This is a genomic window from Robiginitalea marina (assembly GCF_024006985.1).
GTDB classification, from domain to species: domain Bacteria; phylum Bacteroidota; class Bacteroidia; order Flavobacteriales; family Flavobacteriaceae; genus Robiginitalea; species Robiginitalea marina.
This window is the reverse complement of record NZ_JAMXIB010000002.1, coordinates 304,991-328,225: the sequence shown is the minus strand read 5'-3', so window position 1 is coordinate 328,225 and position 23,235 is coordinate 304,991. Positions and strand designations below refer to the sequence as shown.

General features: G+C 55.4%; 25 protein-coding genes. 15 read left to right on the top strand and 10 right to left on the bottom strand.

Features of this window, described 5'->3' with window-relative positions:
- Nucleotides 1–3: 3 nt before the first annotated feature.
- The 5 genes from modA to NG653_RS04325 all read left to right on the top strand — a co-directional run bounded on the left by modA (nt 4) and on the right by NG653_RS04325 (nt 4,055).
- Nucleotides 4–762: a molybdate ABC transporter substrate-binding protein gene (modA, locus tag NG653_RS04345; protein ID WP_252740444.1), complete on the top strand. Its 759-nt coding sequence runs from the start codon at nt 4–6 to the stop codon at nt 760–762.
- Nucleotides 755–1,156 (top strand): TOBE domain-containing protein, encoded by a 402-nt coding sequence (locus tag NG653_RS04340; RefSeq protein WP_252740443.1) that lies wholly within the window; start codon nt 755–757, stop codon nt 1,154–1,156. The genes modA and NG653_RS04340 overlap by 8 nt, the downstream gene beginning before the upstream one ends.
- The gene (gene modB / locus NG653_RS04335) at nt 1,153–1,824 is read left to right on the top strand and encodes a molybdate ABC transporter permease subunit (protein WP_252740442.1); all 672 of its coding nucleotides are present in this window, start codon (nt 1,153–1,155) and stop codon (nt 1,822–1,824) included. Before NG653_RS04340 ends, modB begins: the two co-directional genes overlap by 4 nt.
- Nucleotides 1,821–2,693, top strand: coding sequence for a sulfate/molybdate ABC transporter ATP-binding protein (locus NG653_RS04330; protein WP_252740441.1), 873 nt, complete (start codon nt 1,821–1,823; stop codon nt 2,691–2,693). Before modB ends, NG653_RS04330 begins: the two co-directional genes overlap by 4 nt.
- A gap of 198 nt (nt 2,694–2,891) precedes the next feature.
- Nucleotides 2,892–4,055, top strand: coding sequence for a sigma-54-dependent transcriptional regulator (locus NG653_RS04325; protein WP_252740440.1), 1,164 nt, complete (start codon nt 2,892–2,894; stop codon nt 4,053–4,055).
- A gap of 7 nt (nt 4,056–4,062) precedes the next feature.
- On the opposite strand, the gene NG653_RS04320 is transcribed toward NG653_RS04325, so the two are convergent.
- A complete protein-coding gene (locus tag NG653_RS04320) occupies nt 4,063–4,758 on the bottom strand; it encodes a hypothetical protein (protein WP_252740439.1) in 696 nt (231 codons plus the stop codon).
- A 196-nt stretch (nt 4,759–4,954) separates the two neighbouring features.
- Between NG653_RS04320 and NG653_RS04315 the strand changes: the two genes are divergently transcribed.
- The 3 genes from NG653_RS04315 to NG653_RS04305 all read left to right on the top strand — a co-directional run bounded on the left by NG653_RS04315 (nt 4,955) and on the right by NG653_RS04305 (nt 8,281).
- Nucleotides 4,955–5,836: a PPK2 family polyphosphate kinase gene (locus NG653_RS04315; protein WP_252740438.1), complete on the top strand. Its 882-nt coding sequence runs from the start codon at nt 4,955–4,957 to the stop codon at nt 5,834–5,836.
- 72 nt (nt 5,837–5,908) lie between these two features.
- The gene (locus NG653_RS04310) at nt 5,909–7,294 is read left to right on the top strand and encodes a M28 family peptidase (protein ID WP_252740520.1); all 1,386 of its coding nucleotides are present in this window, start codon (nt 5,909–5,911) and stop codon (nt 7,292–7,294) included.
- A gap of 54 nt (nt 7,295–7,348) precedes the next feature.
- Entirely contained in the window at nt 7,349–8,281 is a 933-nt protein-coding gene (locus NG653_RS04305) for a peptidylprolyl isomerase (RefSeq protein ID WP_252740437.1), read from the top strand.
- 93 nt (nt 8,282–8,374) lie between these two features.
- Here NG653_RS04305 and NG653_RS04300 read toward each other — a convergent pair whose 3' ends face one another.
- Together NG653_RS04300 and NG653_RS04295 are read right to left on the bottom strand one after the other, a co-directional pair.
- Nucleotides 8,375–8,569, bottom strand: coding sequence for a cold-shock protein (locus tag NG653_RS04300; protein ID WP_252740436.1), 195 nt, complete (start codon nt 8,567–8,569; stop codon nt 8,375–8,377).
- Nucleotides 8,570–8,680: 111 nt separating this feature from the next.
- Nucleotides 8,681–9,319 carry a peroxiredoxin gene (locus tag NG653_RS04295; protein ID WP_252740435.1) on the bottom strand — a complete coding sequence of 213 codons (639 nt, stop codon included), beginning with the start codon at nt 9,317–9,319 and terminating at the stop codon, nt 8,681–8,683.
- Between the two features lie 117 nt (nt 9,320–9,436).
- Between NG653_RS04295 and NG653_RS04290 the strand changes: the two genes are divergently transcribed.
- A complete protein-coding gene (locus NG653_RS04290) occupies nt 9,437–9,982 on the top strand; it encodes a YfiT family bacillithiol transferase (RefSeq protein WP_252740434.1) in 546 nt (181 codons plus the stop codon).
- Here NG653_RS04290 and NG653_RS04285 read toward each other — a convergent pair.
- Both NG653_RS04285 and NG653_RS04280 read right to left on the bottom strand, forming a co-directional pair.
- Entirely contained in the window at nt 9,959–10,552 is a 594-nt protein-coding gene (locus tag NG653_RS04285) for a GNAT family N-acetyltransferase (RefSeq protein WP_252740433.1), read from the bottom strand. The two genes, NG653_RS04290 and NG653_RS04285, sit on opposite strands and share 24 nt — an antisense overlap.
- Nucleotides 10,531–11,097 carry a thioredoxin family protein gene (locus NG653_RS04280; protein WP_252740432.1) on the bottom strand — a complete coding sequence of 189 codons (567 nt, stop codon included), beginning with the start codon at nt 11,095–11,097 and terminating at the stop codon, nt 10,531–10,533. The genes NG653_RS04285 and NG653_RS04280 overlap by 22 nt, the downstream gene beginning before the upstream one ends.
- Before the next feature lie 152 nt (nt 11,098–11,249).
- Here NG653_RS04280 and NG653_RS04275 point away from each other — a divergent pair, with 152 nt between their 5' ends.
- Together NG653_RS04275 and NG653_RS04270 are read left to right on the top strand one after the other, a co-directional pair.
- Nucleotides 11,250–12,167 (top strand): bile acid:sodium symporter family protein, encoded by a 918-nt coding sequence (locus NG653_RS04275; protein WP_252740431.1) that lies wholly within the window; start codon nt 11,250–11,252, stop codon nt 12,165–12,167.
- Nucleotides 12,164–13,207, top strand: coding sequence for a 1-acyl-sn-glycerol-3-phosphate acyltransferase (locus NG653_RS04270; protein WP_252740430.1), 1,044 nt, complete (start codon nt 12,164–12,166; stop codon nt 13,205–13,207). Before NG653_RS04275 ends, NG653_RS04270 begins: the two co-directional genes overlap by 4 nt.
- Before the next feature lie 108 nt (nt 13,208–13,315).
- Here NG653_RS04270 and NG653_RS04265 read toward each other — a convergent pair whose 3' ends face one another.
- Together NG653_RS04265 and NG653_RS04260 are read right to left on the bottom strand one after the other, a co-directional pair.
- A complete protein-coding gene (locus NG653_RS04265) occupies nt 13,316–13,690 on the bottom strand; it encodes a PUR family DNA/RNA-binding protein (RefSeq protein WP_252740429.1) in 375 nt (124 codons plus the stop codon).
- A gap of 65 nt (nt 13,691–13,755) precedes the next feature.
- Nucleotides 13,756–15,510 carry an ABC transporter ATP-binding protein gene (locus tag NG653_RS04260; RefSeq protein WP_252740428.1) on the bottom strand — a complete coding sequence of 585 codons (1,755 nt, stop codon included), beginning with the start codon at nt 15,508–15,510 and terminating at the stop codon, nt 13,756–13,758.
- A gap of 174 nt (nt 15,511–15,684) precedes the next feature.
- On the opposite strand from NG653_RS04260, the gene nusB reads away from it, so the two are divergent.
- The 3 genes from nusB to yajC are packed head-to-tail and all read left to right on the top strand — an operon-like array spanning nt 15,685 to nt 17,482.
- Nucleotides 15,685–16,629, top strand: a complete 945-nt coding sequence (gene nusB, locus NG653_RS04255; RefSeq protein ID WP_252740427.1) for a transcription antitermination factor NusB — start codon at nt 15,685–15,687, stop codon at nt 16,627–16,629.
- A 47-nt stretch (nt 16,630–16,676) separates the two neighbouring features.
- Nucleotides 16,677–17,159: a DUF1573 domain-containing protein gene (locus tag NG653_RS04250; RefSeq protein ID WP_252740426.1), complete on the top strand. Its 483-nt coding sequence runs from the start codon at nt 16,677–16,679 to the stop codon at nt 17,157–17,159.
- 32 nt (nt 17,160–17,191) lie between these two features.
- Entirely contained in the window at nt 17,192–17,482 is a 291-nt protein-coding gene (gene yajC, locus NG653_RS04245; RefSeq protein WP_252740425.1) for a preprotein translocase subunit YajC, read from the top strand.
- Nucleotides 17,483–17,543: 61 nt separating this feature from the next.
- Here the strand turns inward: yajC and NG653_RS04240 are convergent, their stop codons facing one another.
- Together NG653_RS04240 and NG653_RS04235 are read right to left on the bottom strand one after the other, a co-directional pair.
- Complete coding sequence (locus NG653_RS04240) at nt 17,544–19,337, bottom strand: adenylate/guanylate cyclase domain-containing protein (protein WP_252740424.1); 1,794 nt, start codon at nt 19,335–19,337, stop codon at nt 17,544–17,546.
- Between the two features lie 136 nt (nt 19,338–19,473).
- A complete protein-coding gene (locus NG653_RS04235; RefSeq protein ID WP_252740423.1) occupies nt 19,474–19,953 on the bottom strand; it encodes a hypothetical protein in 480 nt (159 codons plus the stop codon).
- Between the two features lie 226 nt (nt 19,954–20,179).
- Between NG653_RS04235 and NG653_RS04230 the strand changes: the two genes are divergently transcribed.
- Nucleotides 20,180–21,514 (top strand): Gfo/Idh/MocA family protein, encoded by a 1,335-nt coding sequence (locus NG653_RS04230; protein WP_252740422.1) that lies wholly within the window; start codon nt 20,180–20,182, stop codon nt 21,512–21,514.
- 187 nt (nt 21,515–21,701) lie between these two features.
- Here the strand turns inward: NG653_RS04230 and NG653_RS04225 are convergent, their stop codons facing one another.
- Nucleotides 21,702–23,039: a metal-dependent hydrolase family protein gene (locus NG653_RS04225; protein ID WP_252740421.1), complete on the bottom strand. Its 1,338-nt coding sequence runs from the start codon at nt 23,037–23,039 to the stop codon at nt 21,702–21,704.
- Nucleotides 23,040–23,235 lie beyond the last annotated feature (196 nt).

The window sequence follows — 23,235 nt, the reverse complement described above, 5'->3', positions numbered from 1 at the left end:
ACCATGGCACAAAAATTCCTGATTTCCATCCTTTTGATCCTCGCGGCCTCCTGCGGCCCTCGCAAAACCGGGGAGGGAATTACCCTCGCCGTAGCCGCCAATATGCAATATGCCATGGAAGAAATTGCAGGTGCATTTACCGAACAGACCGGGATCCCCTGTGAGCTGGTGGTAAGCTCCTCGGGGAAGCTCACCGCCCAGATCAGGGAGGGCGCGCCCTTTGACGTCTTTATTTCCGCCGACCTGAAATACCCCAGGGACCTTGAGGCCAGCGGCCTGGCAACCCTGCCTCCGGAGGTATACGCCTATGGCAAATTGGTGCTTTGGACGCTTGAGGAAGGGCTTGAGCCTTCCCTGGAGGTACTCACTTCCGATGCGGTGCGCCACATCGCCCTGGCCAACCCCAAAACCGCCCCTTACGGGCAGGCAGCCATGGAAACGCTGGAACGGACGGGGCTCCTCGAACCTGTGCGCAACAAACTGGTCTATGGGGAAAGCATCTCCCAAACCAACCAGTTCATCACCTCCCGGGCTGCGGAAATTGGCTTTACGGCCCTCGCGGTGGTGCGTTCCCCGGAAATGCGAGACCAGGGGGCCTGGATAGCCATAGACCCGGGGCTTTACCAGCCCATCGCCCAGGGAATTGTACTGGTCCGCCATCCGGACCGGGACCCGCAACGCGCGCTGGCATTCTATACTTTTGTATTTTCGACGGAGGCTAAAGCGATCCTGAAACGCTATGGGTACACCGTAAATGAATAGTTTTAACGGACATATTGGCTCTATTGAAACCGCGGGACACCTGTCGATGGTAGGGGTGGATATCGGGGGGATTTTCCTGTATGCCCTGGTAATTGAGACCCCGCAGACAGCACCCTGGCTTGCAGTGGGCCGCCCGGTGGCCGCCCTGTTCAAGGAAACGGAGGTGATCCTGGGGGTGGGGGGATCCCTACCGGTCAGCATCCTGAACCGCATCCCGGGCACCCTCACCCGTCTGGAGCAGGGAACCCTGCTCAGCCGTGCCGTGCTGCAGGCCCCGGCGGGGGAAGTAACCGCCCTTGTGCCCACGGGTGCCCTCACCGGTTTGGGATTGCGGGAGCAGTACCCCGCGGTGGCCCTGATCAAAACCAACGAAGTAATGCTTTCGCCCCTATGAACTGGGACCCGCTAATCCTGACCTTCCAGCTGGCATCGATCACCACGCTCATCCTGCTGGGGGTTTCCATCCCCCTGGCCGCGTGGCTCTCCGCTTCCCGGTCGCGGGTTAAACCCGTGGTGGAGACCCTGGTAAGCATGCCCCTGGTATTGCCCCCCACCGTACTGGGGTTTTATTTCCTCCTGGCCTTCAGCCCGGGCAATGCCTTCGGCCAATGGCTCGACCAGTGGCTGGGGCTGCAACTCGTTTTTTCCTTCCCCGGCCTGGTACTGGCTTCCGTGATCTACAGCCTTCCCTTTATGGTACACCCCATACAATCAGGGCTTTCGGCCCTGCCCGCCTCCCTGAAGGAGGCGGCCTACGTTATGGGGGTTTCCCGAAAGAAAACGCTGCTCAGGGTCCTGCTCCCGAACATAAAGCCCTCCCTGCTGACCGGGATCGTCCTGGCATTTGCCCACACGGTCGGGGAATTCGGGGTAGTCCTTATGATCGGGGGCAGCATCCCAGGAAGGACCCGGGTAGCCTCCATTGCCATCTACGATGAGGTGGAGGCCCTCAATTACGGGGCGGCCAATTTTTACTCTGCAGTCCTTTTTGTAATCACCTTTTGTATCCTGCTGCTGGTGTACCTGGTCAATGGGGGGTATATTAAACGCTTTTGGAAATGATCTCCTGCCAAATCGATAAAAGGCTCCGGGCCGCCGGGGGTGAGATGCAATTCCGAATGGATTTGCAGGTGCCCCGCGGGCAACTGCTGGCCCTTTACGGGGCATCAGGGGCGGGAAAGACCTCCACCCTTCGAATGCTGGCCGGCCTGATGGCCCCTGATGCCGGCCGGATTGAGGTAGGGGGTAATGTATGGTTTGACTCCACCTCCGGGATCAACCTGAGGCCCCAGCAACGGGGCCTGGGCTTTGTCTTCCAGGATTACGCCCTTTTTCCCCACCTCACCGTCCGCCAGAACCTCGAATTTGGGGCGCCTAAGGACCAAAAAGCCGTTGTTGACGAACTGATCGACCTGGTGGAACTTGGCGGGTTGCAACACCAAAGGCCGGGTACCTTATCGGGGGGGCAGAAACAGCGGGTCGCCCTGGCCCGGGCCCTGGTGGGCCGACCATCACTCCTGTTGCTGGATGAACCCCTGGCAGCCCTGGACCTGAAAATCCGCCTGAAACTTCAGGATTACCTGCTCCGGGTCCACCGGGAATACGGGTTGACCACCCTGCTGATCAGCCATGACCTGGGGGAAATCCATAAGCTCTGCGACCGCGTACTGGTCCTGGAACAGGGTCAGGTGGTCAGGGAAGGCACGCCTTCAGAAGTATTCCAGAGCGATCGGATAAGCGGGAAGTTCAAATTTACCGGGGAAGTCCTGGGCATTCAACCCCAGGAGTTCCTCTTCCTGGTAACGGTGCAGGTCCAGGACCAGGTGGTACAGGTGGTCGCCCTGCCGTCAGAGGTCAGGGCCCTCGCAGTGGGTGACCGGGTCCTGGTGGCCTCCAAAGCCTTTAATCCGGTCCTCTATAAACTGGATTAGGGAGGTTTCTCCCCATTTCCTTCTTTGGATGGGGCAGAAGTTCATAATTTTGAAGACGAAATGTCGTTTTGCTAACAGGCCGGGCTCCGCCCGGTGGCAAAAGGTCAGGCAATAACGGAAACGTTGCGCCGTAAATCCCATAAATAAAGGGCTTCTCCCCGGTGCAGGTACCCGGGGCTCCAAACTCATACCATGCCAATGTCAAAAATTCTAGTGATTGAAGATGAGTCTGCCATCCGTAGGGTGTTGGTCAGGATTCTCCGCGAGGAAAACGAATCCTATCAGGTCGAAGAGGCCGAAAACGGGGTTGAAGGACTCGATCGCCTCCGCAAATCGGACTATGACCTGGTGCTCTGCGACATCAAGATGCCCAGGATGGACGGGGTGGAAGTCTTGCAGGAGGCCCGCCGGTTAAAGCCCGAAGTACCCTTTATCATGATTTCCGGGCATGGGGACCTCGATACCGCCGTGCAGACCATGCGCCTGGGTGCCTTTGATTATATTTCCAAACCCCCGGACCTCAACCGGTTGCTAACCACGGTACGCAATGCGCTGGATCGCAAGGAACTGGTTGTGGCCAACCAGATGCTCAAAAAAAAGGTGAGCAAGAACTATGAAATGATCGGCGAGAGCCCCGGTATTAAAAACATCAAGGAGATGGTGGAAAAGGTGGCCCCTACCGATGCCAGGGTGCTGATCACCGGTTCCAACGGGACCGGGAAGGAACTGGTGGCCCACTGGATCCACGAAAAGAGCGGGCGCTCCACCGCGCCCTTTGTGGAAGTGAATTGTGCGGCGATTCCCTCAGAACTCATCGAAAGCGAATTGTTCGGGCACGTGAAGGGGGCCTTCACCTCAGCCGTCCGCGACCGGGCCGGGAAATTTGAAGCAGCCGATAAGGGGACCCTCTTCCTGGATGAGATCGGGGACATGAGCCTGTCGGCCCAGGCCAAGGTACTCCGCGCCCTGCAGGAAAACAAGGTTTCCAGGGTGGGCTCCGACAAGGACATCAAGGTCGATGTAAGGGTGGTGGCTGCCACCAATAAGGACCTGCAGAAGGAAATCGCAGAGGGGCGGTTCCGGGAAGACCTCTATCACCGCCTGGCCGTTATCCTGATCCGCGTTCCCGACCTGAATGAGCGTCGTGAGGACATCCCCCTGCTGATTTCACATTTTTCCGGGAAGATCGGCGAAGAACAGGGCATCGCCCCAAAACCCTTTTCAAAAGAGGCCGTGGCCCTGCTTCAGCAGTACGACTGGACCGGGAATATCCGGGAATTGCGCAACGTAGTGGAGCGCCTTATTATTTTGGGGGGAAAAGAGGTGAGTCCGGAGGATGTCCGCCTTTTCGCCAGCAAGTAAGGCCCCCTTACGGATTGCAGGGCTCCAGTTGGTACAGGGCGATCTCCGTGATTTCCCGGGTCCGCAGGCTGTAGTAGCGCTGGGCGGCCGTCAGGTCCCCGTCCTGTAGTTGTTTCTCGCAGTGCCTGTAGATGCGGCGCACAAAATCGAGGGCTTCCTCACAGGGAACCCCGGCAACGATTTCCCGGAGCGATTTTTCATAATTCACCAGGGCGTTGTTGATTTTGGCTTCCAGGGCTTTTTCTTCCTCCAGCAGCCTTTTAACCGGGCCCTGGTCCATCCTGGGGCCCTGCCCGGCGCGGAAACGACCTTCCTGGTCGGGGTGCTTGTGCACCGTTCCGTGTTCCCTGAGGGCATCCAGTCCGGAATCGATATAGTCCAGGGCCCGCACAAGGGGGATCCGGGCGCCCTGCAGGGTGGTGACCCGGGTGGCCAGTTTCAGGTTTTCCAGGCTTTCGGCAAGGTTTTTCTGGGCGTATTCACAACCGCACGCCTTCAGGGTTTCCCTGGTCTTTTCCAAAGTATTCAGGGCCTTGTAGGTGTGATACCTCACCAGGTTGAGGTCGTTTTCTGCAAGGGCTTTTTCGGTAAGCGACCTGGTCCCGGAAAGGGCAGTCTCGGTATTCAGGCAGGCCTTGTCCGGGGCAGCGGCCAGCAGGAAGAAACATCCTCCCAGGCCCAAAAGGCGGGTTAGCAACGACATAGCATAAGTTTTTTGGACACGGAGGTCCGGATTTGGGTAAGTTAAAAGTACCCTCTCTTCAATGGCGGGCCGAATTTTTTCGACCAGCCGCCCGTTCTTCCCGGCCTTTGGAAAGGGCGCTCCGGCCCCTATCGCCCAATGGTACTTTTTATCCGGGGAGTGGCACATGCTTGACAAATTATTTTATCTTAAGGCCATGGAAAAGCTGGTCTCATCGCATTATCTGGCCCACCCCGGGGTGTCCCTTGCGTCCCGGGCGACCTTTGAGGATTTCGGGCTAAGTGAAAAAAAACTCAAAAAAAGGCTGGAGAACATCAGGGAGGAATTGGGCGACTTCCAGGACCGGATGTATGCCCATGGTAAATATGCCGTGCTGGTTTGCCTTCAGGGGATGGACACCTCGGGGAAAGACAGTCTGATCCGGGAAGTGTTCAAGGATTTCAATGCCCGAGGGGTGGTGGTGCACAGCTTTAAAGTACCCACGGACCTCGAGCGCAAGCACGATTACCTTTGGAGGCATTACCTGGCCCTGCCGGCACGCGGCAAGTTCGGGGTCTTTAACCGGACCCATTACGAAAACGTTTTGGTGACCCGGGTACACCCGGAATACCTGCTTGGCGAGCTCCTTCCGGGCGTGGATTCCCTTGAAGACATCGACGATGCCTTCTGGGATAAACGCTTCCGCCAGATCAATGATTTTGAAAAGCACCTGGCAGATAACGGGACCCTGGTCTTTAAGTTTTTTTTGCACATCTCCAAAGAAGAGCAGCGCAAACGGTTATTGAGGCGGTTGCACCTGCCCCGGAAAAACTGGAAGTTCTCCCCGGGCGACCTCGACAAGCGGGAACAGTGGGATGCCTACCAGGCGTGCTATGAAGAAGCCATCCGCCGTACCACAAAGGACCATGCGCCCTGGTATATTATCCCCTCCGACAGCAAGGAAGGCGCACGGGTCATTGTGGCTGGTATCCTGCTCGACGTCCTGCAGGGGTATACCGACATCAGGGAACCTGAACTGGCCCCTGAGGTAAAGAAAAACCTCGATCATTATATTGAAAAATTGGAAAACGAAGGATAGATGGAAGTTGAGAAATATTACCCGGCATCGCCCGGGGTGCAAAGAAAGCGGCGGGCAGGGATATTGCTGGGGATGGCCCTGGTCGCCAGCGGGGTCCTGGGCCTCAACGCCCAGCAGGCCGATGAAGAAATGCTCCGCAGCCTTTATACTGCTTCCCTGACCCAGGGGAAATCGTATGAATGGTTGAATTACCTCTCCAACCAGATCGGGGGGCGGCTTTCCGGCTCTGTCCAGGCCCAGCAGGCGGTGGATTACACCCGGAAAGAACTCGAGGCCCTGGGGCTCGACCGGGTTTGGCTGCAGCCTGTAATGGTGCCCAAATGGGTGCGGGGAACCCCTGAATTCGCCTATATCGAAACCGAACCCGGGGCAACGACCAACGTGCCGATCTGTGCCCTGGGCGGGTCTGTAGCCACCCCGGGCGGAGGGCTTAAGGCCCCGGTCGTGGAGGTGCGCGGGGTAGAGGACCTGGAACGGCTGGGACGGGAAGCCATCGAGGGAAAGATCGTTTTTTACAACCGCCCGATGGACCCAACCCTGATCAATACCTTCCAGTCGTATTCGGGTTGTGTCGACCAGCGGTATTCCGGGGCGGAAGAAGCAGCAAAATACGGGGCGGCAGGGGTTATTGTCCGCTCGATGAACCTCCGTCAGGACGATTATCCGCATACCGGTTCCATGAGCTACGGCGAATTATCCCTGAGCGAACGCATCCCTGCTGCCGCCATCAGCACCAACGGGGCCGAATTGCTCAGCACCACCCTTGCCCTGAACCCGGATATCCGGTTCTATTTCCGGCAGAATTGCCGGCAACTCCCCGATGTGGAGTCCTATAATGTAATCGGGGAAATCCGGGGCAGCGAATCCCCGGAAGATATTATCGTAGTCGGCGGGCACCTCGACTCCTGGGACCTGGGCGATGGTTCCCACGACGACGGGGCGGGTTGTGTACAGAGCATGGAAGTGCTCCGCCTGTTTAAAACCGTGGGCTACCGCCCCCGGAGGACCCTCCGGGTCGTCCTGTTTATGAATGAGGAAAATGGCCTGAGGGGGGGGCGGAAATACGCAGAGGAGGCCCGGGAGAAAAACGAACGCCACCTTTTTGCCCTCGAAAGCGATGCGGGGGGCTTTACCCCAAGGGGCTTTTCTTTCGACTGCACGGATGAGGAGTTTGCCCATATCGCCCGATGGAAACCGCTGTTTGAGCCTTATCTGGTCCACCAGTTCGAAAGGGGGGGCAGCGGGGCCGATATTGGGCCGCTGAAATCTGAAGGCCTGGTGCTGGCAGGGTTACGCCCCGATTCCCAGCGCTACTTCGATTACCACCATGCCGAGAATGACACCTTTGAGGCCGTCAATAAACGGGAACTGGAACTCGGGGCGGCCACCATGGCTTCCCTGGTGTACCTGGTGGACCGGTACGGCACAGGTCCCCAGCCCATTATCCGGGGGCGCTAGCGGGCCCCGGAGCCCGCGGAAATTCGCTACCTTTGCCCTCAAAATCATTAAGGCATGCAAGACGGAATCTACGCAAAATTCAACACCGAAAAAGGGGAAATCCTCGTTCTGCTTACCCACGATAAAACCCCCGGTACGGTGGGCAATTTTGTCGGCCTGGCAGAGGGAACCCTTAAAAACAAAGTAAAAAAACCGGGGCAGCCCTACTACGACGGGCTTAGTTTTCACCGGGTCATCCCCGACTTCATGATCCAGGGGGGATGCCCTTCCGGAACGGGAACCGGGGACCCGGGCTACAAATTCGATGACGAATTCCACCCCGACCTCAGGCACGACAGCCCCGGGGTGCTTTCCATGGCCAACGCCGGCCCCGGCACGAACGGAAGCCAGTTCTTTATCACCCATGTGCCCACCCCCTGGCTGGATCGGAAGCATACGGTTTTTGGGCATGTGACCCATGGGCAGGATGTGGTTGACGCCATCCGGCAGGGGGACCGGATCGTTTCCCTGGAAATCGTCAGGGTAGGGGAAGCCGCCCAGGGCTGGGATGCTCCGGCGGCCTTTGAGGCTTTCGTCAGGGGCGGGGAAGAACGCCAGGCCCGCGAAGCGGAAGCCCGGAAAGCCCGGTTGGAGGAACTTTCCAAAGGCTTCGAGACTACCCCGAGCGGCCTGAAATACAAAATCCTGGAGGAAGGTGATGGTGCAAGGCCCACCCGGGGCGACCGGGTCTCTGTGAATTATGAGGGTTCCCTTCCCGATGGGACCGTTTTTGACAGTTCCTTTCGCAGGAAAGAGCCCATTGAATTCCTGCTTGGCGAGGGCCAGGTAATCCGGGGATGGGATGAGGGCATTGAGTTGCTCCGCGTGGGCGACCGCGCCCGCCTTATACTGCCCCCTGAGCTGGCGTACGGGTCCCGGGGTGCCGGGGGGGTAATCCCACCTAACGCTACCCTGATCTTCGAGGTTTCCCTGGAGGCGATTCTGTAACCCGGGCTACGGCGGGAGGTTCCTGCCCCCCGGGTAAGTGACAAAAAAAAATCCCCGGCATTGCCGGGGATTTAACAAAGAATACGAATGTCGTTAGTCTATAACCTTAACATCTACGGCGTTTAACCCTTTTCTTCCCTGTTGCAGCTCAAATTCTACAACATCACCTTCGCGAATTTCGTCAATAAGGCCGGAGTGGTGTACAAAATGATCTTCCTTTGAACCTTCTTCTGTGATAAATCCATATCCTTTGGACTCGTTGAAGAATTTAACTGTTCCTGTACTCATAAAAAAATATATAAAATGATTAGGCCACAAAGGTACGTTTAATAATCCATCTTAGGCCCTCTTTTTGGAAATACTTTCAAAATAAGCGATTTAGCGCCTCAATGGACGGGGTTACCGGCCCGGGTCCGGGGTCAGTCGCAGGTACGGCTTTATTTCCTCGACCCCGGCGGGGAAAAGGTTCCTGGCCTCCTGCGTGGGGATGGCCGGGCTGACCACCACCCGTTCTCCCCGGTTCCAGTTGGCAGGAGTGGCTACCTTGTGGTAGGCGGTAAGCTGGAGGGAGTCCACCACCCGGAGCAATTCCTCAAAATTCCTTCCCGTGGAGGCCGGGTAGGTGAGGGTGAGCCTGATTTTTTTATCCGGGTCTATAATAAATACCGAACGCACGGTTAGGGTATCGCTCGCATTAGGGTGTATCATCCCGTACAGGTTCGACACCTTGCGGTCTTCATCGGCGATAATGGGAAAGTTCATTTCGGTGCCCTGGGTTTCTTCAATGTCGCGGATCCATTCTTTGTGGGAAGCCAGCCCGTCCACGCTCAGGGCCACCATCTTGACGTTCCTGGCATCGAAGGCCTCTTTGAATTTGGCGGCCGTACCGAGTTCGGTGGTGCAAACCGGGGTAAAGTCGGCCGGGTGTGAAAACAGGATACCCCAACTCGTGCCCAGGTAGGCGTGGAAGTGGAGGGGTCCGAAGGTACTTTCGGCGGTAAAATCGGGGGCGGTATCCCCCAGTCTTAATGGTGTCATGGAGTTGTTGTTTTTAAACCTACAAAAGTAATAGGATAAATAGGAATATAAAAAACACAGCTACAAAAATTATCAATACTTTTGATTTTGGGAGCAATCCCGGTAAAGCTGAACCCTATGGATTTTCCATCCCCTGATCCCCTGCGGTACCCGATAGGGAAGTTCCACCCCCCGGATTCCATTACCCGGGAAATACAGGATGCCTGGATTTCCGAACTCGAGGGCCTCCCGGCCCGCCTTTCGGCCCTCGTGCTTCCCCTGGATGGCCACATCCTGGAGACCCCCTACCGCCCCGGGGGATGGACGGTAAGGCAGGTGGTCCACCACCTGGCCGATAGCCACCACAACAGTTACATGCGCTTTAAATGGGCCCTGACCGAGGATGTACCGCTCATCAAGGTTTATGATGAAAAGGCCTGGGCGGCCCTCCCGGACGCCACACAAGGGCCGATCTCCCTGTCGCTATTCCACCTGGAGGCCGTACATTCGCGCCTGGTCTACCTGCTAAGGGAACTCGATGCGGGCCAGCTCCTGCGGCGCTTCCGGCACCCGGAAAGCGGAGAGACTACCTTGCTGGAGAATATTGGCCGATATGCCTGGCACGGGAACCACCATTACGCGCACATTGATAACCTTCTTCTATCGAGGGGATGGAAGTCCTGACCCCTTGAGTTCCCGTTTGAGGACCCACATCATTTTTTCATCGGGAAGCACTTCAGGGTAGGGTATCCGGGTCTGGCTGACCCGTACAAAACCATTTTTAAGGTAGAAGGCAAGGGCGGGACCCTTTTGCATGGCCTCAAGCCACAGCACATCCCGGCCCGATTCCCCGGCGAAACGCCCGATTTCGCCCAGCAGGGCCGTTCCCATGCCCCTGCCGGTAAAAGACCTGATAAAATAGACCTTTTCGATGAAAACCGACCGGCCCGGAGGGGATCCCGGGAGGTCCCTGTCCAGGACGAGTTTGCAAATTCCTGCAGCCTGGTCCCCTTCCCGGATCAGCCACAGCCTGCAGGCCGGGTCCCGTAACTGGCTCCGGGCCAAAGGGAGGGTGAAGTTCCGCGAGAGGTAAGGCCTGGGGTTGCCCCCGGGCCAGAGATGGCAATAGTGGTCCGTGTAGGCCCTGGTCCCCGTAGCCACATAGGCGGGGAGGTCCCCCTCCGATACCGGCAGGAAGTTCCATGCCGCCCGGGAATCCGCAGGGTCCTGCCCTAAAGCGAACCTTCCTTCCATTTGATATTGCATCCCAGGCTTGGTTTCTGGGGATCCGGGGCCGGCCGTCCTGAGAGCAGGCATTGCAAGGCGTTTTCCAGGTCCTTCCCGGTTACCGGGATGCCATTACCCGGCCGGGAATCGTCGAGTTGGCCACGGTAGAACAGGGAAAGCTCCCTGTCGAAAAGGTAAAAATCAGGGGTGCAGGCGGCATCGTATTTGCGGGCGGTTTCCTGGGTTTCATCGTAGAGGTAGGGGAAAGGGTACCCTTCGCGAACCGCCGTTTTTTTCATCAGGTCGGGGTGGTCCTCGGGATAATTTTCCACATCATTGCTGGAAATGCCCACAAAGCGGATACCCCGGGCCATATAATCCCCTGCCAGGCGTACCAGTTCAGAATTCACGTGTTTTACGAATGGGCAGTGGTTACACAGAAACATGATTACTGTTCCCTTCCTGCCCTTCAGCTCCTCCAGGCTTACTTGCCGGCCGCTTACGGTATCCGGAAGGCGGAAATCCGGGGCCGGGGTGCCCAAAGGGAGCATATTGCTGGGGGTTCTGGCCATCTGGCAGGTTTTTTGGGTTACATACCTTAAAGGTATTAAATACTTGCGTATTCGTACCCGTCTTCCTATCTTCTCCCGGAGGGAAAGCGGTTTCTTTTGGCCGGGTTCCCGATGGGGTCGGATCGTTCGGGAAGCCGCCCTTTACGTCGCCGATGGAAAACCAGATAGACCAGATTCGCATCGATTTTGACCACGAGGCCCTGTGGACCCTTAACGCGGCCCTGGCCCTGGTGATGTTCGGCATCGCCCTGCAGGTGCGCCCGTCGGATTTCCGGGAGGTGCTGAAAAATCCAAGGTCCGTGTTGGCAGGGGTGTGTTGCCAGTTCCTGCTGCTGCCCGCCCTTACCTTCCTTTTGGTCTGGTGGTGGGAACCCCTGCCGAGTTTTGCCCTGGGAATGGTCCTGGTCGCGGCCTGCCCGGGGGGTAACGTTTCGAATTTCATGGTCCACCTGGCCGGGGGCAATACAGCCCTGTCGGTGAGCCTTACCGCCCTGGCCACGCTCTTTGCCGTAATCCTGACACCCCTGAACCTGAAGCTGTGGGGCGGCCTGTACGGGCCCACGCAACTCCTGTTGAAGGAAGTGCATATTGACCTTTGGGAAATGATCCGCCTGGTAGCCCTCCTGCTGGCCGTCCCCCTGGCTGCCGGCATGGCCGTAAGGGCCTGGAAACCCCTGGTGGCGGCGCGCCTGGGAAAGGTGTTCAAAAGTATTTCCCTCCTGTTTTTCCTGCTTCTCATTTTCCTGGCCCTCTATAACAATCGGGGGGTGTTCCAGGAATACGTGGCCATGGTCTTCGCCCTGGTGTTGTTCCACAACCTCGCCGCCCTGGCGACCGGTTTTGCCACAGGCCATGCCCTGGGCCTCCCGGGGAAAGATATCCGGAGCATTACCCTTGAAACCGGTATACAGAATTCCGGCCTGGGCCTGCTGCTTATCTTCACGTTCTTCGATGGCCTCGGAGGAATGGCCCTGCTGGCGGCCTTCTGGGGGATCTGGCACCTGGTTTCCGGCCTGGCCCTGGCTTCCCTATGGGGGTGGGTCCCTACCAAAAAGGAATCCATATTATGAGGAACTGGCTCTATGACCTGCTCAAGCGGCTTATCAGGGCCGGGTTTTTTTGCTATTTCCGTGAAATCCGCATGGAGGGGATCGCCGGGATACCCGCCTCAAAGCCGGTTATGCTTTTGCTCAACCACCAGAATGCCCTGCTCGATCCGTTGTTGTATGCGGCTTATGCACGTGCCCGCCGACCGTATTTCCTGACCCGCTCCGACGTTTTTAAAAACCCGCTCCTGAGAAGTTTTTTCAGGGGCTTGCGGATGCTGCCGATTTACCGCCTGCGCGATGGCAGGGAAACCCTCCAGCGCAACCAGGAAGTCTTTGCCCTTTGTGCGGAACTATTTTCAAGGGGTGAACATGTTTTGCTCTTCCCCGAGGCAAACCATAACCTCAGGCGGCAGGTTCGTCCCCTGAGCAAGGGGTTTACCCGGATTTTGGAGCACGCCCTTGCCCGGGACCCCGGATTGGACCTCTACCTGGTACCCGCCGGCCTGAACTACGAACAGGCCGACCGGTTCCCGGACCGCGTGGCTTTTTATTTCGGGAAGCCCTTCGCCCTTAAGGAATACCTGGGCGGGGAAGGGAATATCCTCATGGCCACGGCCCTGAAAGACCGGGTATTCGAGGAGCTTACCCACCTGACCACCCACATCCCGCCAGGGGAAGACTATTCCCGGTGGATTGGGGAGCTGGAGCGACAGGGGGTTGATTTCCTCAATCCTGCGGCGGTTAACCAAATACTTCAGGGGGCTCCGGGCCCAAAGCTGCCCCGGCGCACCCGGCATCCTTTTTGGGGCCGGGCCTGGGACCTTGTGTTCAGGGGCCTTAATGCCCCATTTTGGCTCCCCTGGGCCCTTTGGATAAAGCCTAAGGTATGGGAGCCTGAATTTATGGGAACCTTCCGGTTTCTATACGCCCTGCTTGCCTACCCGGTTTGGTTGTTTTTGCTGTTTGCCGTTTTGGCGACCCTTGGCGGACCCGGCACCGCCTCGCCGGCCGTGATCCTGCTGGTGCTGCACAACCTGGCCTATGTAAAATGGAGGGGCTGACCCGGATGAGCCGCATTTAGCCCGTTCAGACACGGGAATCGCAGATAACGTTTTAGCCTGGGAAAAATGCCTTCTTTTTTTTGACTGTATGCCCTTCCCCAAGCGGGATCAGATATCGTCAAAATCAAGGTCGGTAAAGCTGCTCGGGGAGGCTTCGAGGGAACCGTTCTCAGAAAATTCTGTTTTCCTGAAATCTTTTTGGTGCCGCTCAGAGATGACCTCCTGCCCCTTTTCGTTGATGATGTAATCCATCATTTCCTCGAGGATTTCACGGAAGGGGTCAAAGTCTTCCTTGTAGAGGTAAATTTTATGTTTCTTGTAATGGAAGGACCCATCTTCGTGGGTGAATTTTTTACTCTCGGTAATCGTCAGGTAGTAATCCCCTGCTTTTGTACTTCTAACGTCGAAGAAATAGGTCCGCCGTCCGGCTCTCAAAACCTTTGAATGTATCTCTTCCTGGTCCATTAAATCTTTCTCACTCATGGTTGGGCTCGGTTTTGTTAAAGAAATCAAAAATGTGAAAAAAATAAGAATCCACCAAGATTTTCCTAGATTTCTTTCCCCGATAGCTGGTTGATATAAAGCTCTTTGTAGTAGCCATCCCGGGCGAGGAGTTCCTCGTGTGTCCCCTCTTGCAAGACCCTCCCCTGGTCGAGCACAATGACTTTGTCGGCATGGATGGCAGAGGAAACCCTGTGGCTTACAATCAGGGTGGTCTTGTGTCGGGAGGCCTTTTTGAGGTTGGCCAGGATAGCTTCTTCGGTTTCGGTATCCACGGCACTGAGGCAGTCGTCGAAGAGGTAGATGACCGGGTCTTTCAGCAGGGCCCTGGCAATGGAAACCCGCTGCTTTTGCCCTCCGCTCAGGGTGATGCCCCGCTCTCCCAAAACCGTGTCGTATTTTTTGGCAAACCCGGTAATGTTGTCGTGCACTACGGCCATTTTGGCTACCGCCTCAATTTCGTCCTGCCCGGCTTCCTCTTTCCCAAACCGGATGTTGTTCCCAATGGTATCCGAAAACAAAAAGGCGTCCTGGGGCACTGCCCCTATGGCTTCCCTGAGCGATTTCAGGTTGAGTTCCCTCACGGGGCGGTCATCGACGCGGATTTCCCCGGAACTGACATCGTAGAGCCGGGCGATAAGATCCAGGATAGTCGATTTGCCTGACCCCGTCTTGCCCAGAATGGTGAGGGTCTGGCCGGGTTCCACTTCAAAGGAAACCTCGTGCAGGGCTTCAATGCCGGTGTCGGGATAGGTGAAGCTGACCCGGTCAAAGGTGATTTTTCCCTTTATGGGGGTTGGTTCCGGATTGAGGTTTTGTATTTCCGGTTGCTGTTGCAAAAATTCGTTGATCCGTTTCTGGGAAGCCTCTGCCTGTTGCACTACGGAGGTCAGCCAGCCCACGATGGCTACCGGCCAGGTCAGCATGTTCACATAGAGGATGAACTCGGCGATGGTACCGATGGAGTCGATGGCCCCCGAGAGGTACTGTTTGCCCCCCACATAGATCACAAACACATTGCTGACCCCGATCAGCAGGATCATCATGGGGTAAAACCAGGCGTTTACCCGGGCGAGGTCCATGCTCTTCGCCCGGCCTTCGAGGGAAAGTGCCCTTGCCTGTCCATTGATGTGGGGTTCCATGATGTAGGCCTTGATCACGGAGATGCCGGAAAACGTTTCCTGGGCGAAGGTGGAGAGGTCCGACAGGAAAGCCTGTACCCGGGTACTGCGTTTGTGGATAATGCGGCTGATCCAGTAGATGAGGACCGAAAGCACCGGAAGGGGTACGAGCGCGTAAAAGGCCATGGTGGGGGCCTTGATAAACATCAGGGGGACCAGGCAGGCAAACAGGGTGAGGGTTTGGATCCCGTACATGATGGCCGGGCCTGCATAGTTCCGCACCTGGTTCACGTCTTCGCTGATGCGGTTCATCAGGTCACCGGTGCGGTTGGCTTTATAAAAATTCAGGCTGAGCCTTTGGTAATGGTCAAACACCTCGTTTTTAAGATCGTATTCAATATAGCGCGAAACATTGATGATGGTCTGGCGCATCAGGAAGGTGAAAAAGCCGGAGAGGAGGGCAGCCCCTATGATGACTCCTATAAACCACAGCAATTGCTGTCGGGCAACAGCTTCGGTAATTTCGGCAGCCAGGTATTGCTCGACTACTTCAATGATATTCTTGACATACGAGGGCATGACGAGCTGGAAGACCCGGGCGATGATGGTAATCAGGATGCCCACCAGCAGTTTGGATCTGTATTTCCGAAAGTATTTGTTTAGGTGCCGGAGTTCTTTCATAAGGCCGGGAAGCTTCCCCTATGGGGATATTTGGATTCCCTGGGAACAAAGATAGGGCTTTGGATGGTATCGCGGTCTTACCGGAAAGATTCCCGGAATGATAATGGGAATTTTACCTTCCGTTCGAAATAGATTGCTATTTTTGCCCTCGTTTATCGCTTCAAAGTTCTTTGCATGCTCACAAGAAGGCAAATCCGGGTTAAGGTAATGCAGTGCATCTACGCCCTGGCACTCTCCAGGGAAGGCTCCCTGGAAACGCAGCAAAAATTTCTCAACCAGAGTATCGCCCAGACCTTTACCCTGTACCTGCTGATGCTCAGCCTGCTGAGGGAATTGCATCATCTGGCTGCGGAACGCGTGCAGAAGGGGTCCCGGAAATACCTCAAATCCCCTGATGACGAAGTGGGCAACCCCTTGCGCCTGAGCGAGAACCAATTATTCCTGCAGCTTGCTGAAAACCCCTTGTTGAAAGATGCCCTGGCCAAGCGCAAGTTGCGCCAATGGTACCTGAATGAGGAATACGTAAAAATCGTCCTGAAAGACATCCTGGAAAGCCCGCTTTACCGGGAATACGCGAATGCGCCGGCTTCCTATGAGGCTGACCGGGAATTCCTGACGGTGGCCTTCCGCGAGATCATTGCCCCCAACCAGAAGATTTATGACTTCCTCGAGGACGAAGGGATTACCTGGGTAGACGACCTCCCGCTGGTAAATACCTTCCTGCTGAAGCAATTGAGGAAGATGAAACCCGGCACGCCCCACACCTATTTCCTTCCTCCCCTCCTGAAAAACGAGGAAGACATGGAATTTGCCCGGGAGCTTTTGGATAAAACCCTCCTCAGGGGGGCAGACCTGGAAAAGGAAATGGAGGGCAAGACCCCGAACTGGGACAAGGAACGCATTGCAGAAATGGATGCCATCCTCCTGAAAATGGCTATTGCAGAGTTGCTTTATTTTCCGTCTATCCCGGAACGGGTCACCATTAACGAATACCTGGAGATCGCCAAAGAGTACTCCACCCCCAAAAGCAGTATTTTCATCAACGGCGTCCTCGATAAATTAATCAGGGAGTACCGGGAATCCGGACGGCTCAAAAAAACGGGCAGGGGCCTGTTATAAACAAATATTCCGTAGTTTTGCCTGAAAGCAAAAAAAATAAAAGCACCATGAGAAAAGCAACCGTCATTCTTGGGGTTTTTGCCCTGGCAACCCTGGTTTCCTGCAAGGAGAAAGCCTCTGAAAAGATCGATGAAGGGAATGTAGCTGCTGCAGCCCAGCGCGATGAAGCCTCTAAAAGCCTTCCTGCCATGACCTTCGAGGAAGCGGAATTCGATTTCGGCACTATTGAGCAGGGTACCCCCCAGGAGCACACATTTGTCTTCACAAACACCGGGGATGCCCCTTTGATCATCACCAATGCCACCAGCAGTTGTGGCTGTACGGTTCCGGACTATCCGAAAAACGTGCCGATCCAGCCCGGGGAAAAAGGACAACTGGTAGTGAAATTCAATGGCTCCGGCCTGAACCAGGTCATGAAGACCGTAACGCTGAGCACCAATACGGCCAAAGGCCAGGAAATGCTTCGCATCAAGGCTTTCGTACAGGCAAAGGATGGTGCATCGGCTTCCCTCGGCCCCGTTGCAAATTAAGTCCGGACTCATAAACACTTTAAAATAAACCCATGGGTGAACTAGGACAGTTCCTTCCCTTGCTGCTCATTTTTGCCGTGGCGTATTTCTTTATGATACGTCCCCAGGTAAAAAGGCAGAAAGATGAAAAGAAATTTGTGGAATCCCTCAAAAGGGGTGACCGGGTCATTACCAAAAGCGGCCTTCACGGCAAAGTGGTGGACCTCAATGACAGTGATTTTTCCTGCATCATTGAAACCATGGCAGGACGCCTTAAGTTTGACCGCTCAGCCATTTCCATGGAACTGAGCAAAAAACTGAACGCACCGGCCAAGAAGCAATAGTACTCCTTCTTAAATGGAAAGAAAAGCACCGGTAATCCCGGTGCTTTTTTTATGTTGGCCTTTAACGGCCGACCTCCCCTGCTTTAAGCGGATCTTCCAGGTCTACATCCACATTTGCTGCAGCGCGTTCCTCCACAAAATACATTTTCATCATCCCCTTGCTCTTGACCTCCACCATGCCACGGAATTCGCAGTGAAAATGTTCTTTGATCAAAAGGAAGGTATCCTCGGAGACATTGATCTTTCCGGGCTGGGAAGTAGATTCCATTCGGGAGGCGATGTTGACGGTATCTCCCCAGATGTCGTAGGCAAATTTTTTGGTTCCAACCACCCCGGCAACCACCGGTCCGGTATGGATTCCGATGCGAACCTCAAAACCGGTGACGTCCGCGTACCCCTCTTCTGAGACGATCTTCAGGAATTCAAGTGCCAGGCGGACCATTCTTACAGCGTGATCCTCTGCGGGAAAAGGGAGCCCTCCGGCGCACATATAGCAGTCTCCCATCGTTTTGATTTTCTCCAGGCCGTATTCCTCCACGGCCTCGTCAAATCGGGAGAAATAATAATCTACTGTCTTTACCAGGTCCTCGGGGCTCATTTTTTCCGAATACTTCGTAAACCCTACAAAATCGGCGAACAGGACACTAACCGATTCGAATTTCTTTGCCTTAACACGGCCGTATTCCTTGAGTTCCTGAGCGGTCTCTTCGGGCAGGATATTCCTGAGGAGTTCATCAGAGCGCGATTTCTCCTTCTCAATGGTATCCCGGGTCCTCCGGATATACCTGTAACGCCTGTACAGGCCAAAGGCAAGGGCAAAGGCCAACAGGAGAATGACAATGGTAATATAGAGGACGGCATCCTGTCGTTTTTCCCTAAGGTCCCTGATTTCGGCCTCTTTTTCGAGCAAGTCCACCTCTGTCTGCTTCCGGTCTACTTCAAAATCCGTGCGAAGCCGGGCCATCTCCTGCACGAGTCCCACATTGCTGATGCTGTCTTTGTAAAGGGTAAACCCTTTGTAGTATTTCAGGGCCTCCCCGGAATCCCCGAGTTGCTCATACAATTCCGAGAGCAAAAGATTGGCATCCCGTATCTGTTCCTTCAGGCCGTACCGGTTAGCCACGTCCAGGCTGCGGCGGGCCGTTTGGATGGCAGCCCTGAAATTCCCCTGGTCCCTGTAAATATTCGATACAAAAGGAAGGAATGCGGAAATCCCGTAATAATCACCTTCCTTTTCAAGGATGTCCAGGCAAGCGTATAATTTTGCCAGGGCCTCCTCCTGCCTGCCCTGCTCAGCGTAAATCATGCCAAGGGACCCCAGGTAATAGCCTATCCCAAGCTGATAATCCAGGATCTTAAAAAGGGCCCCGGATTCCTCAAAATAGACCATAGCGGAATCCAGTTCTCCCTGACTGTAAAAAAAATCACCGGCATTAGCCAGTCCGGTAGCCAGGCCGAGGGTATCCGTGGTTTTCCGCAATAAATCTATGGCGCTTCGGTAGTATCCCAGGGCGTTCTCCGAATTGTCCATCATCGAATATACATCGGCGATGGTGACATAAATGGATCCCAGCCGGCTGGCAGACCCTGTTGAATCGGCATAATTAGCTGCCAAAAAATAGTTTTCAAGGGCCTCCACCTGGTTTCCCAACCGGATGTAGCCGTTCCCCAGTTGAAGGTAGCCCTGATAAAGCCTGGGGAAGGAATCCTGCCTTTGGGCCACGGTAACCATTTCCTTGCCGTATTGCACTAACTTTTGGGGGTCCTGAAATCTGTAGAGAATTAAATTCAGGAGCTTCAGGCTGTCTTCGGGCTTAAAGGTACCTTGAAGGTAAACTTGCTCCAGGCTGTCCAACCCGGTCCGGGTTTGACCGTATCCGACAGGGTTGCCTAAAAGCAGTCCTGTTAGAAGGACAAGGGAATTCTTGAAAGTCAAAATTTTTATGGCCTTGAAGTGCCTCATAAATACCCCTGGAGTAAATCTTTTTTGATTACTGGCCAACCACCCGGATTCGCGGATCGATATTAAACGTCCCACCTCTGCGGGTTCCGTTGTTGTACACCCGGAATTGCAACATATACTTATATTCGGTGCCCTCTTCTGTGGTGTTGACAATTGTGCCGATGACCTGTCCATTTTCGCCCTGGAGCTGGTTTTGCCCGAAAATATCTCGACCTCCCCGGTCTCCCTGGTGATTGATAGCCCGAATCTCAACGACGTCGTCCGGAGAGGAGGTTGAAATCCCACGCCAGATAACCGTATCTCCTATACGGGCTTCTATGGTATACTCTTCATTGCTTACTTCGGGTTCCTGTCCCTGAAATCTGCAAAAGTCATTTACATTCGGATTTTCGATGGCTGCCGTGTTTACCTCAAGGGTGATCACGTGTTCCTCCTGGGCTTGGATACCTGTACTGAAAAGGCAGAAGCATAGTACAGTCAGGAGACGGAAGGGATTGCTGAGTTTCATAATGGAAGGTTCGGTTGGTTATAGCGAGTTTTAAGGTAACCCAATTATTTCAAATGGTCTAACTTTTGCCGGCAAATTCGGATATTCAGGGAGCCTGGTCCGGCCATCCACCGGGGACTCGTTCTGTTCTGGTATCAGTATTTATTGGGATAAACACTTCCAACGCATCCTTTTAATCAGGTACGCCTAAAATTCCCTATTTTAAACCTGCCTAAAACCCATCCCTATGAATCGTCGGAGAGAATTTTTGAAAAACACCCTGCTCACAGGTTCGGCAGCCCTGCTCGTTCCTCCTGCCCTATGGGCAAAACCTCATGGTATTACAGGTGCCAATGACCGGGTCCGCGTGGGGCTGATAGGGTGCAATGGTATGGGTTTTTCCAACCTTTCCTCTTTTATGCGCGATCCGGGGGTGGTGGTGGCCGCCCTCTGTGATGTGGATTCCAGGGTCCTTGACCGCAGGGAAGCGGAGCTTGTCAGGGCAGGAAGGGAAAAACCCCGAAGGTATTCCGATTACAGGAAGCTTCTCGAGCAACAGGATATCGATGCCGTGATCATCGGCACGCCCGATCACTGGCATTGCCTGCAGCTGCTGGACGCCCTTCGGGCCGGGAAGGATGTGTACTGCGAAAAGCCCGTGGCCAATTCCATCCCGGAAGCAGACCTGATGCTGAAGGCGGTAAATGACAGCGACCGGATGGTGCAAATCGGGCAATGGCAGCGAAGTCAGCCCCATTTCCAGGATGCTATTGCCATGGTGCATTCCGGGGCCCTGGGGCAAATCCGCATGGTCAAGGCCTGGGCATACCAGGGGTGGATGACCCCGATCCCCGTTCAGCCCGACGGGGCCGCGCCCCCAGGGGTAGACTACCAGATGTGGTTGGGCCCTGCGACAAACAGGCCCTTCAACCCGAACCGGTTCCATTTCAATTTCCGTTGGTTTTGGGATTATGCCGGGGGCCTGATGACGGACTGGGGAGTCCACCTGGTCGATTATGCCCTGTACGGGATGCAGGCCACCCAGCCGAAATCCATAATGGCCTCAGGCGGAAAATTCGCTTACCCCGACGATGCTTCCCAAACTCCGGATACGCTTACCACCGTGTATGAGTTTGATGGCTTTACCTTGCTGTGGGAACACGCCACGGGCATTGATGGGGGCAACTACGGGCGCAACCACGGCGTGGCCTTTATCGGGAACAATGGTACCCTGGTACTCGACCGGGGTGGGTGGGAAGTGGTCCCGGAGGTTGGCCATGACCGCTGGGAGCAGTTGAAAGACCAGCCCAAAATGGAGGCCATTCCCCTGCAACCAGCGTCCGGGAGCGGACTGAACCTGCATACGGATAATTTCTTGCAGGCCGTGCGCACCCGGGACGGATCAGGTCTTCGGGCCCCCATGGAGGTAGGGTACCACGCGGCCCGGGTCTGCCATATGGGCAATGTGGCCTTTAAAGCGGGGGGGAAGGTCCATTGGGACCGGCAGAAAGGAATGTTTGTGGAACCCGAAGCCAATGCCCTGGCCGAGGTGGAGTACCACAATGGCTGGAGCCTGGGATAGGCGGCGCGCGCTGTGGAAGAAGGGATTCTATAACCCTTGTTTACAGGATCGGGTGTTCACTGACCCCTGGTAGGAATGACGTTTCCTGCAGGCACGGGGATCCCCCCCTTCTCACCCCAGGTGACAAAATACTCCCTGCCCCCGACAAAACCTTGCAGGCAATTGGGCTTATGGGCCCGGGGCGCCGCTAGTCTGCAGTCAGGGTATTTTTATAAATTTTCCCGCCTTTCATGATGAGTTTAAAATTCCGCTCCGGATCCGCCACCAGGTCGATGTCCTTCAAGGGGTTTCCATCCACCAGGATGAGGTCTGCATAGGCCCCTTCCGATAGTTCTCCAAGCTTTCCTTTTTGGTAAGGGCTTCGCTTGCCGCTCATGGCCAGTAATTGCGCATTGTCATATGTCGCCATCCTGAGGATTTCTAAGGGGGAATACCACCGTTTCATCTTGGCCAGCTTCTTGCCCTGTTTTACGGCCTGTTTAGGGTCGAAAAGGGCATCGGTCCCCCAGGCGGTCTTTACGCCGTATTTCCTGGCAAGGATATAGGCCTGGTCGGTTCCGGCGGACATTTCCAGCTGCTTGGCCCGGTTGGCTGACCCTTCAGGTTGGGGGTTTGCATCCTCATCATCCAGGAAAGGCTGGATGCTCAGCCAGATCCCCTTTTCAGCCATGAGTTTCATGGTGGGTTCATCGAGGAGCTGCCCGTGGTCTATACAGGTTACCCCTCCTTCAATGGCCGTCCGGACGGCATCCGGGGTATACGCGTGTACGGTTACGTAGGTTCCCCAGTTCTTCGCTGCCTGGGCGGCGGCCCGGAATTCTTCCACCGTGTACTGGGTCACATCCAGGGGGTCATAGTTGGAAGAGACCCCGCCCCCGGCCATGAGTTTGAGTTGGGTGGCGCCCTGCCGCAACTGCTCCCGGGCGCGGAGCAGGACCTGGTCGGCCCCATCGGCCAGGGCTACTATTCCATTTTTTTCAGCATAGGAAAGTTCCCCCCCGATTTTCCTGGGAACATCGGTGGGAAACCCAAAATCCCCGTGGCCCCCGGTTTGGGAAATAAAAGCCCCACTGGCAAAAACCCTGGGGCCGGTAACCAGTCCCATATCTATCGCCCGGGCGAGGGTGAGGGCCCCGCCCCCCAGGTCCCGGACGGTCGTAAACCCCCGGAGCAATTGTTTTTCAGCCGCCCTGGCGGCGATGAAGTTGAGCATGGCGAAATCCAGGAACAGGGCCTGTTGCTGCCCGACGGATTCAAAGAGCAGGTGTACGTGGGCGTCTATAAGGCCGGGCATGGCAAACATCCCCTTGCCGTCGATAACGCGGACTTCATCGCCTACGGTTATTTCGCCTTTGGAGATGGTTTTGATAAGGTCGTCCTGGACCAGGATATGCCCCTCCTGGGTTTGGGCTGATTTCCCGTCGAAAATGCGGACGTTACGGATCAGGACGGAATTTTTTGTGGCGTTTTGGGCGTATAGGCCCGGGCACAGGATCAGGGCAAGCAGCAGGTAGATTGTTTTCATGGGTACGGATTTTTAATTTGGAACATACCATCCTGCGGATGGAGGATTAACCATGTTCAGCTCCCTATCGGAAACCGCAAAGATATCTCCTGCCCCGCAGGGTTAAGTTACGAAAAGGTTAGTATTATTAGGGGTTTGGAAGTTTGAAGCAACTTGTAAAAAAAATACCTGACTGATCCCCCTTCCCACCCCCGGT

Excerpts from the sequence above, each read along its gene's own strand:
- modA (WP_252740444.1), top strand. The coding sequence starts at position 4 with ATGGCACAAAAATTCCTGATTTCCATCCTTTTGATCCTCGCGGCCTCC.
- NG653_RS04340 (WP_252740443.1), top strand. The coding sequence starts at position 755 with ATGAATAGTTTTAACGGACATATTGGCTCTATTGAAACCGCGGGACAC.
- modB (WP_252740442.1), top strand. The coding sequence starts at position 1,153 with ATGAACTGGGACCCGCTAATCCTGACCTTCCAGCTGGCATCGATCACC.
- NG653_RS04330 (WP_252740441.1), top strand. The coding sequence starts at position 1,821 with ATGATCTCCTGCCAAATCGATAAAAGGCTCCGGGCCGCCGGGGGTGAG.
- NG653_RS04325 (WP_252740440.1), top strand. The coding sequence starts at position 2,892 with ATGTCAAAAATTCTAGTGATTGAAGATGAGTCTGCCATCCGTAGGGTG.
- NG653_RS04320 (WP_252740439.1), bottom strand. The coding sequence starts at position 4,758 with ATGTCGTTGCTAACCCGCCTTTTGGGCCTGGGAGGATGTTTCTTCCTG.
- NG653_RS04315 (WP_252740438.1), top strand. The coding sequence starts at position 4,955 with ATGGAAAAGCTGGTCTCATCGCATTATCTGGCCCACCCCGGGGTGTCC.
- NG653_RS04310 (WP_252740520.1), top strand. The coding sequence starts at position 5,909 with ATGGCCCTGGTCGCCAGCGGGGTCCTGGGCCTCAACGCCCAGCAGGCC.
- NG653_RS04305 (WP_252740437.1), top strand. The coding sequence starts at position 7,349 with ATGCAAGACGGAATCTACGCAAAATTCAACACCGAAAAAGGGGAAATC.
- NG653_RS04300 (WP_252740436.1), bottom strand. The coding sequence starts at position 8,569 with ATGAGTACAGGAACAGTTAAATTCTTCAACGAGTCCAAAGGATATGGA.
- NG653_RS04295 (WP_252740435.1), bottom strand. The coding sequence starts at position 9,319 with ATGACACCATTAAGACTGGGGGATACCGCCCCCGATTTTACCGCCGAA.
- NG653_RS04290 (WP_252740434.1), top strand. The coding sequence starts at position 9,437 with ATGGATTTTCCATCCCCTGATCCCCTGCGGTACCCGATAGGGAAGTTC.
- NG653_RS04285 (WP_252740433.1), bottom strand. The coding sequence starts at position 10,552 with ATGGAAGGAAGGTTCGCTTTAGGGCAGGACCCTGCGGATTCCCGGGCG.
- NG653_RS04280 (WP_252740432.1), bottom strand. The coding sequence starts at position 11,097 with ATGGCCAGAACCCCCAGCAATATGCTCCCTTTGGGCACCCCGGCCCCG.
- NG653_RS04275 (WP_252740431.1), top strand. The coding sequence starts at position 11,250 with ATGGAAAACCAGATAGACCAGATTCGCATCGATTTTGACCACGAGGCC.
- NG653_RS04270 (WP_252740430.1), top strand. The coding sequence starts at position 12,164 with ATGAGGAACTGGCTCTATGACCTGCTCAAGCGGCTTATCAGGGCCGGG.
- NG653_RS04265 (WP_252740429.1), bottom strand. The coding sequence starts at position 13,690 with ATGAGTGAGAAAGATTTAATGGACCAGGAAGAGATACATTCAAAGGTT.
- NG653_RS04260 (WP_252740428.1), bottom strand. The coding sequence starts at position 15,510 with ATGAAAGAACTCCGGCACCTAAACAAATACTTTCGGAAATACAGATCC.
- nusB (WP_252740427.1), top strand. The coding sequence starts at position 15,685 with ATGCTCACAAGAAGGCAAATCCGGGTTAAGGTAATGCAGTGCATCTAC.
- NG653_RS04250 (WP_252740426.1), top strand. The coding sequence starts at position 16,677 with ATGAGAAAAGCAACCGTCATTCTTGGGGTTTTTGCCCTGGCAACCCTG.
- yajC (WP_252740425.1), top strand. The coding sequence starts at position 17,192 with ATGGGTGAACTAGGACAGTTCCTTCCCTTGCTGCTCATTTTTGCCGTG.
- NG653_RS04235 (WP_252740423.1), bottom strand. The coding sequence starts at position 19,953 with ATGAAACTCAGCAATCCCTTCCGTCTCCTGACTGTACTATGCTTCTGC.
- NG653_RS04230 (WP_252740422.1), top strand. The coding sequence starts at position 20,180 with ATGAATCGTCGGAGAGAATTTTTGAAAAACACCCTGCTCACAGGTTCG.
- NG653_RS04225 (WP_252740421.1), bottom strand. The coding sequence starts at position 23,039 with ATGAAAACAATCTACCTGCTGCTTGCCCTGATCCTGTGCCCGGGCCTA.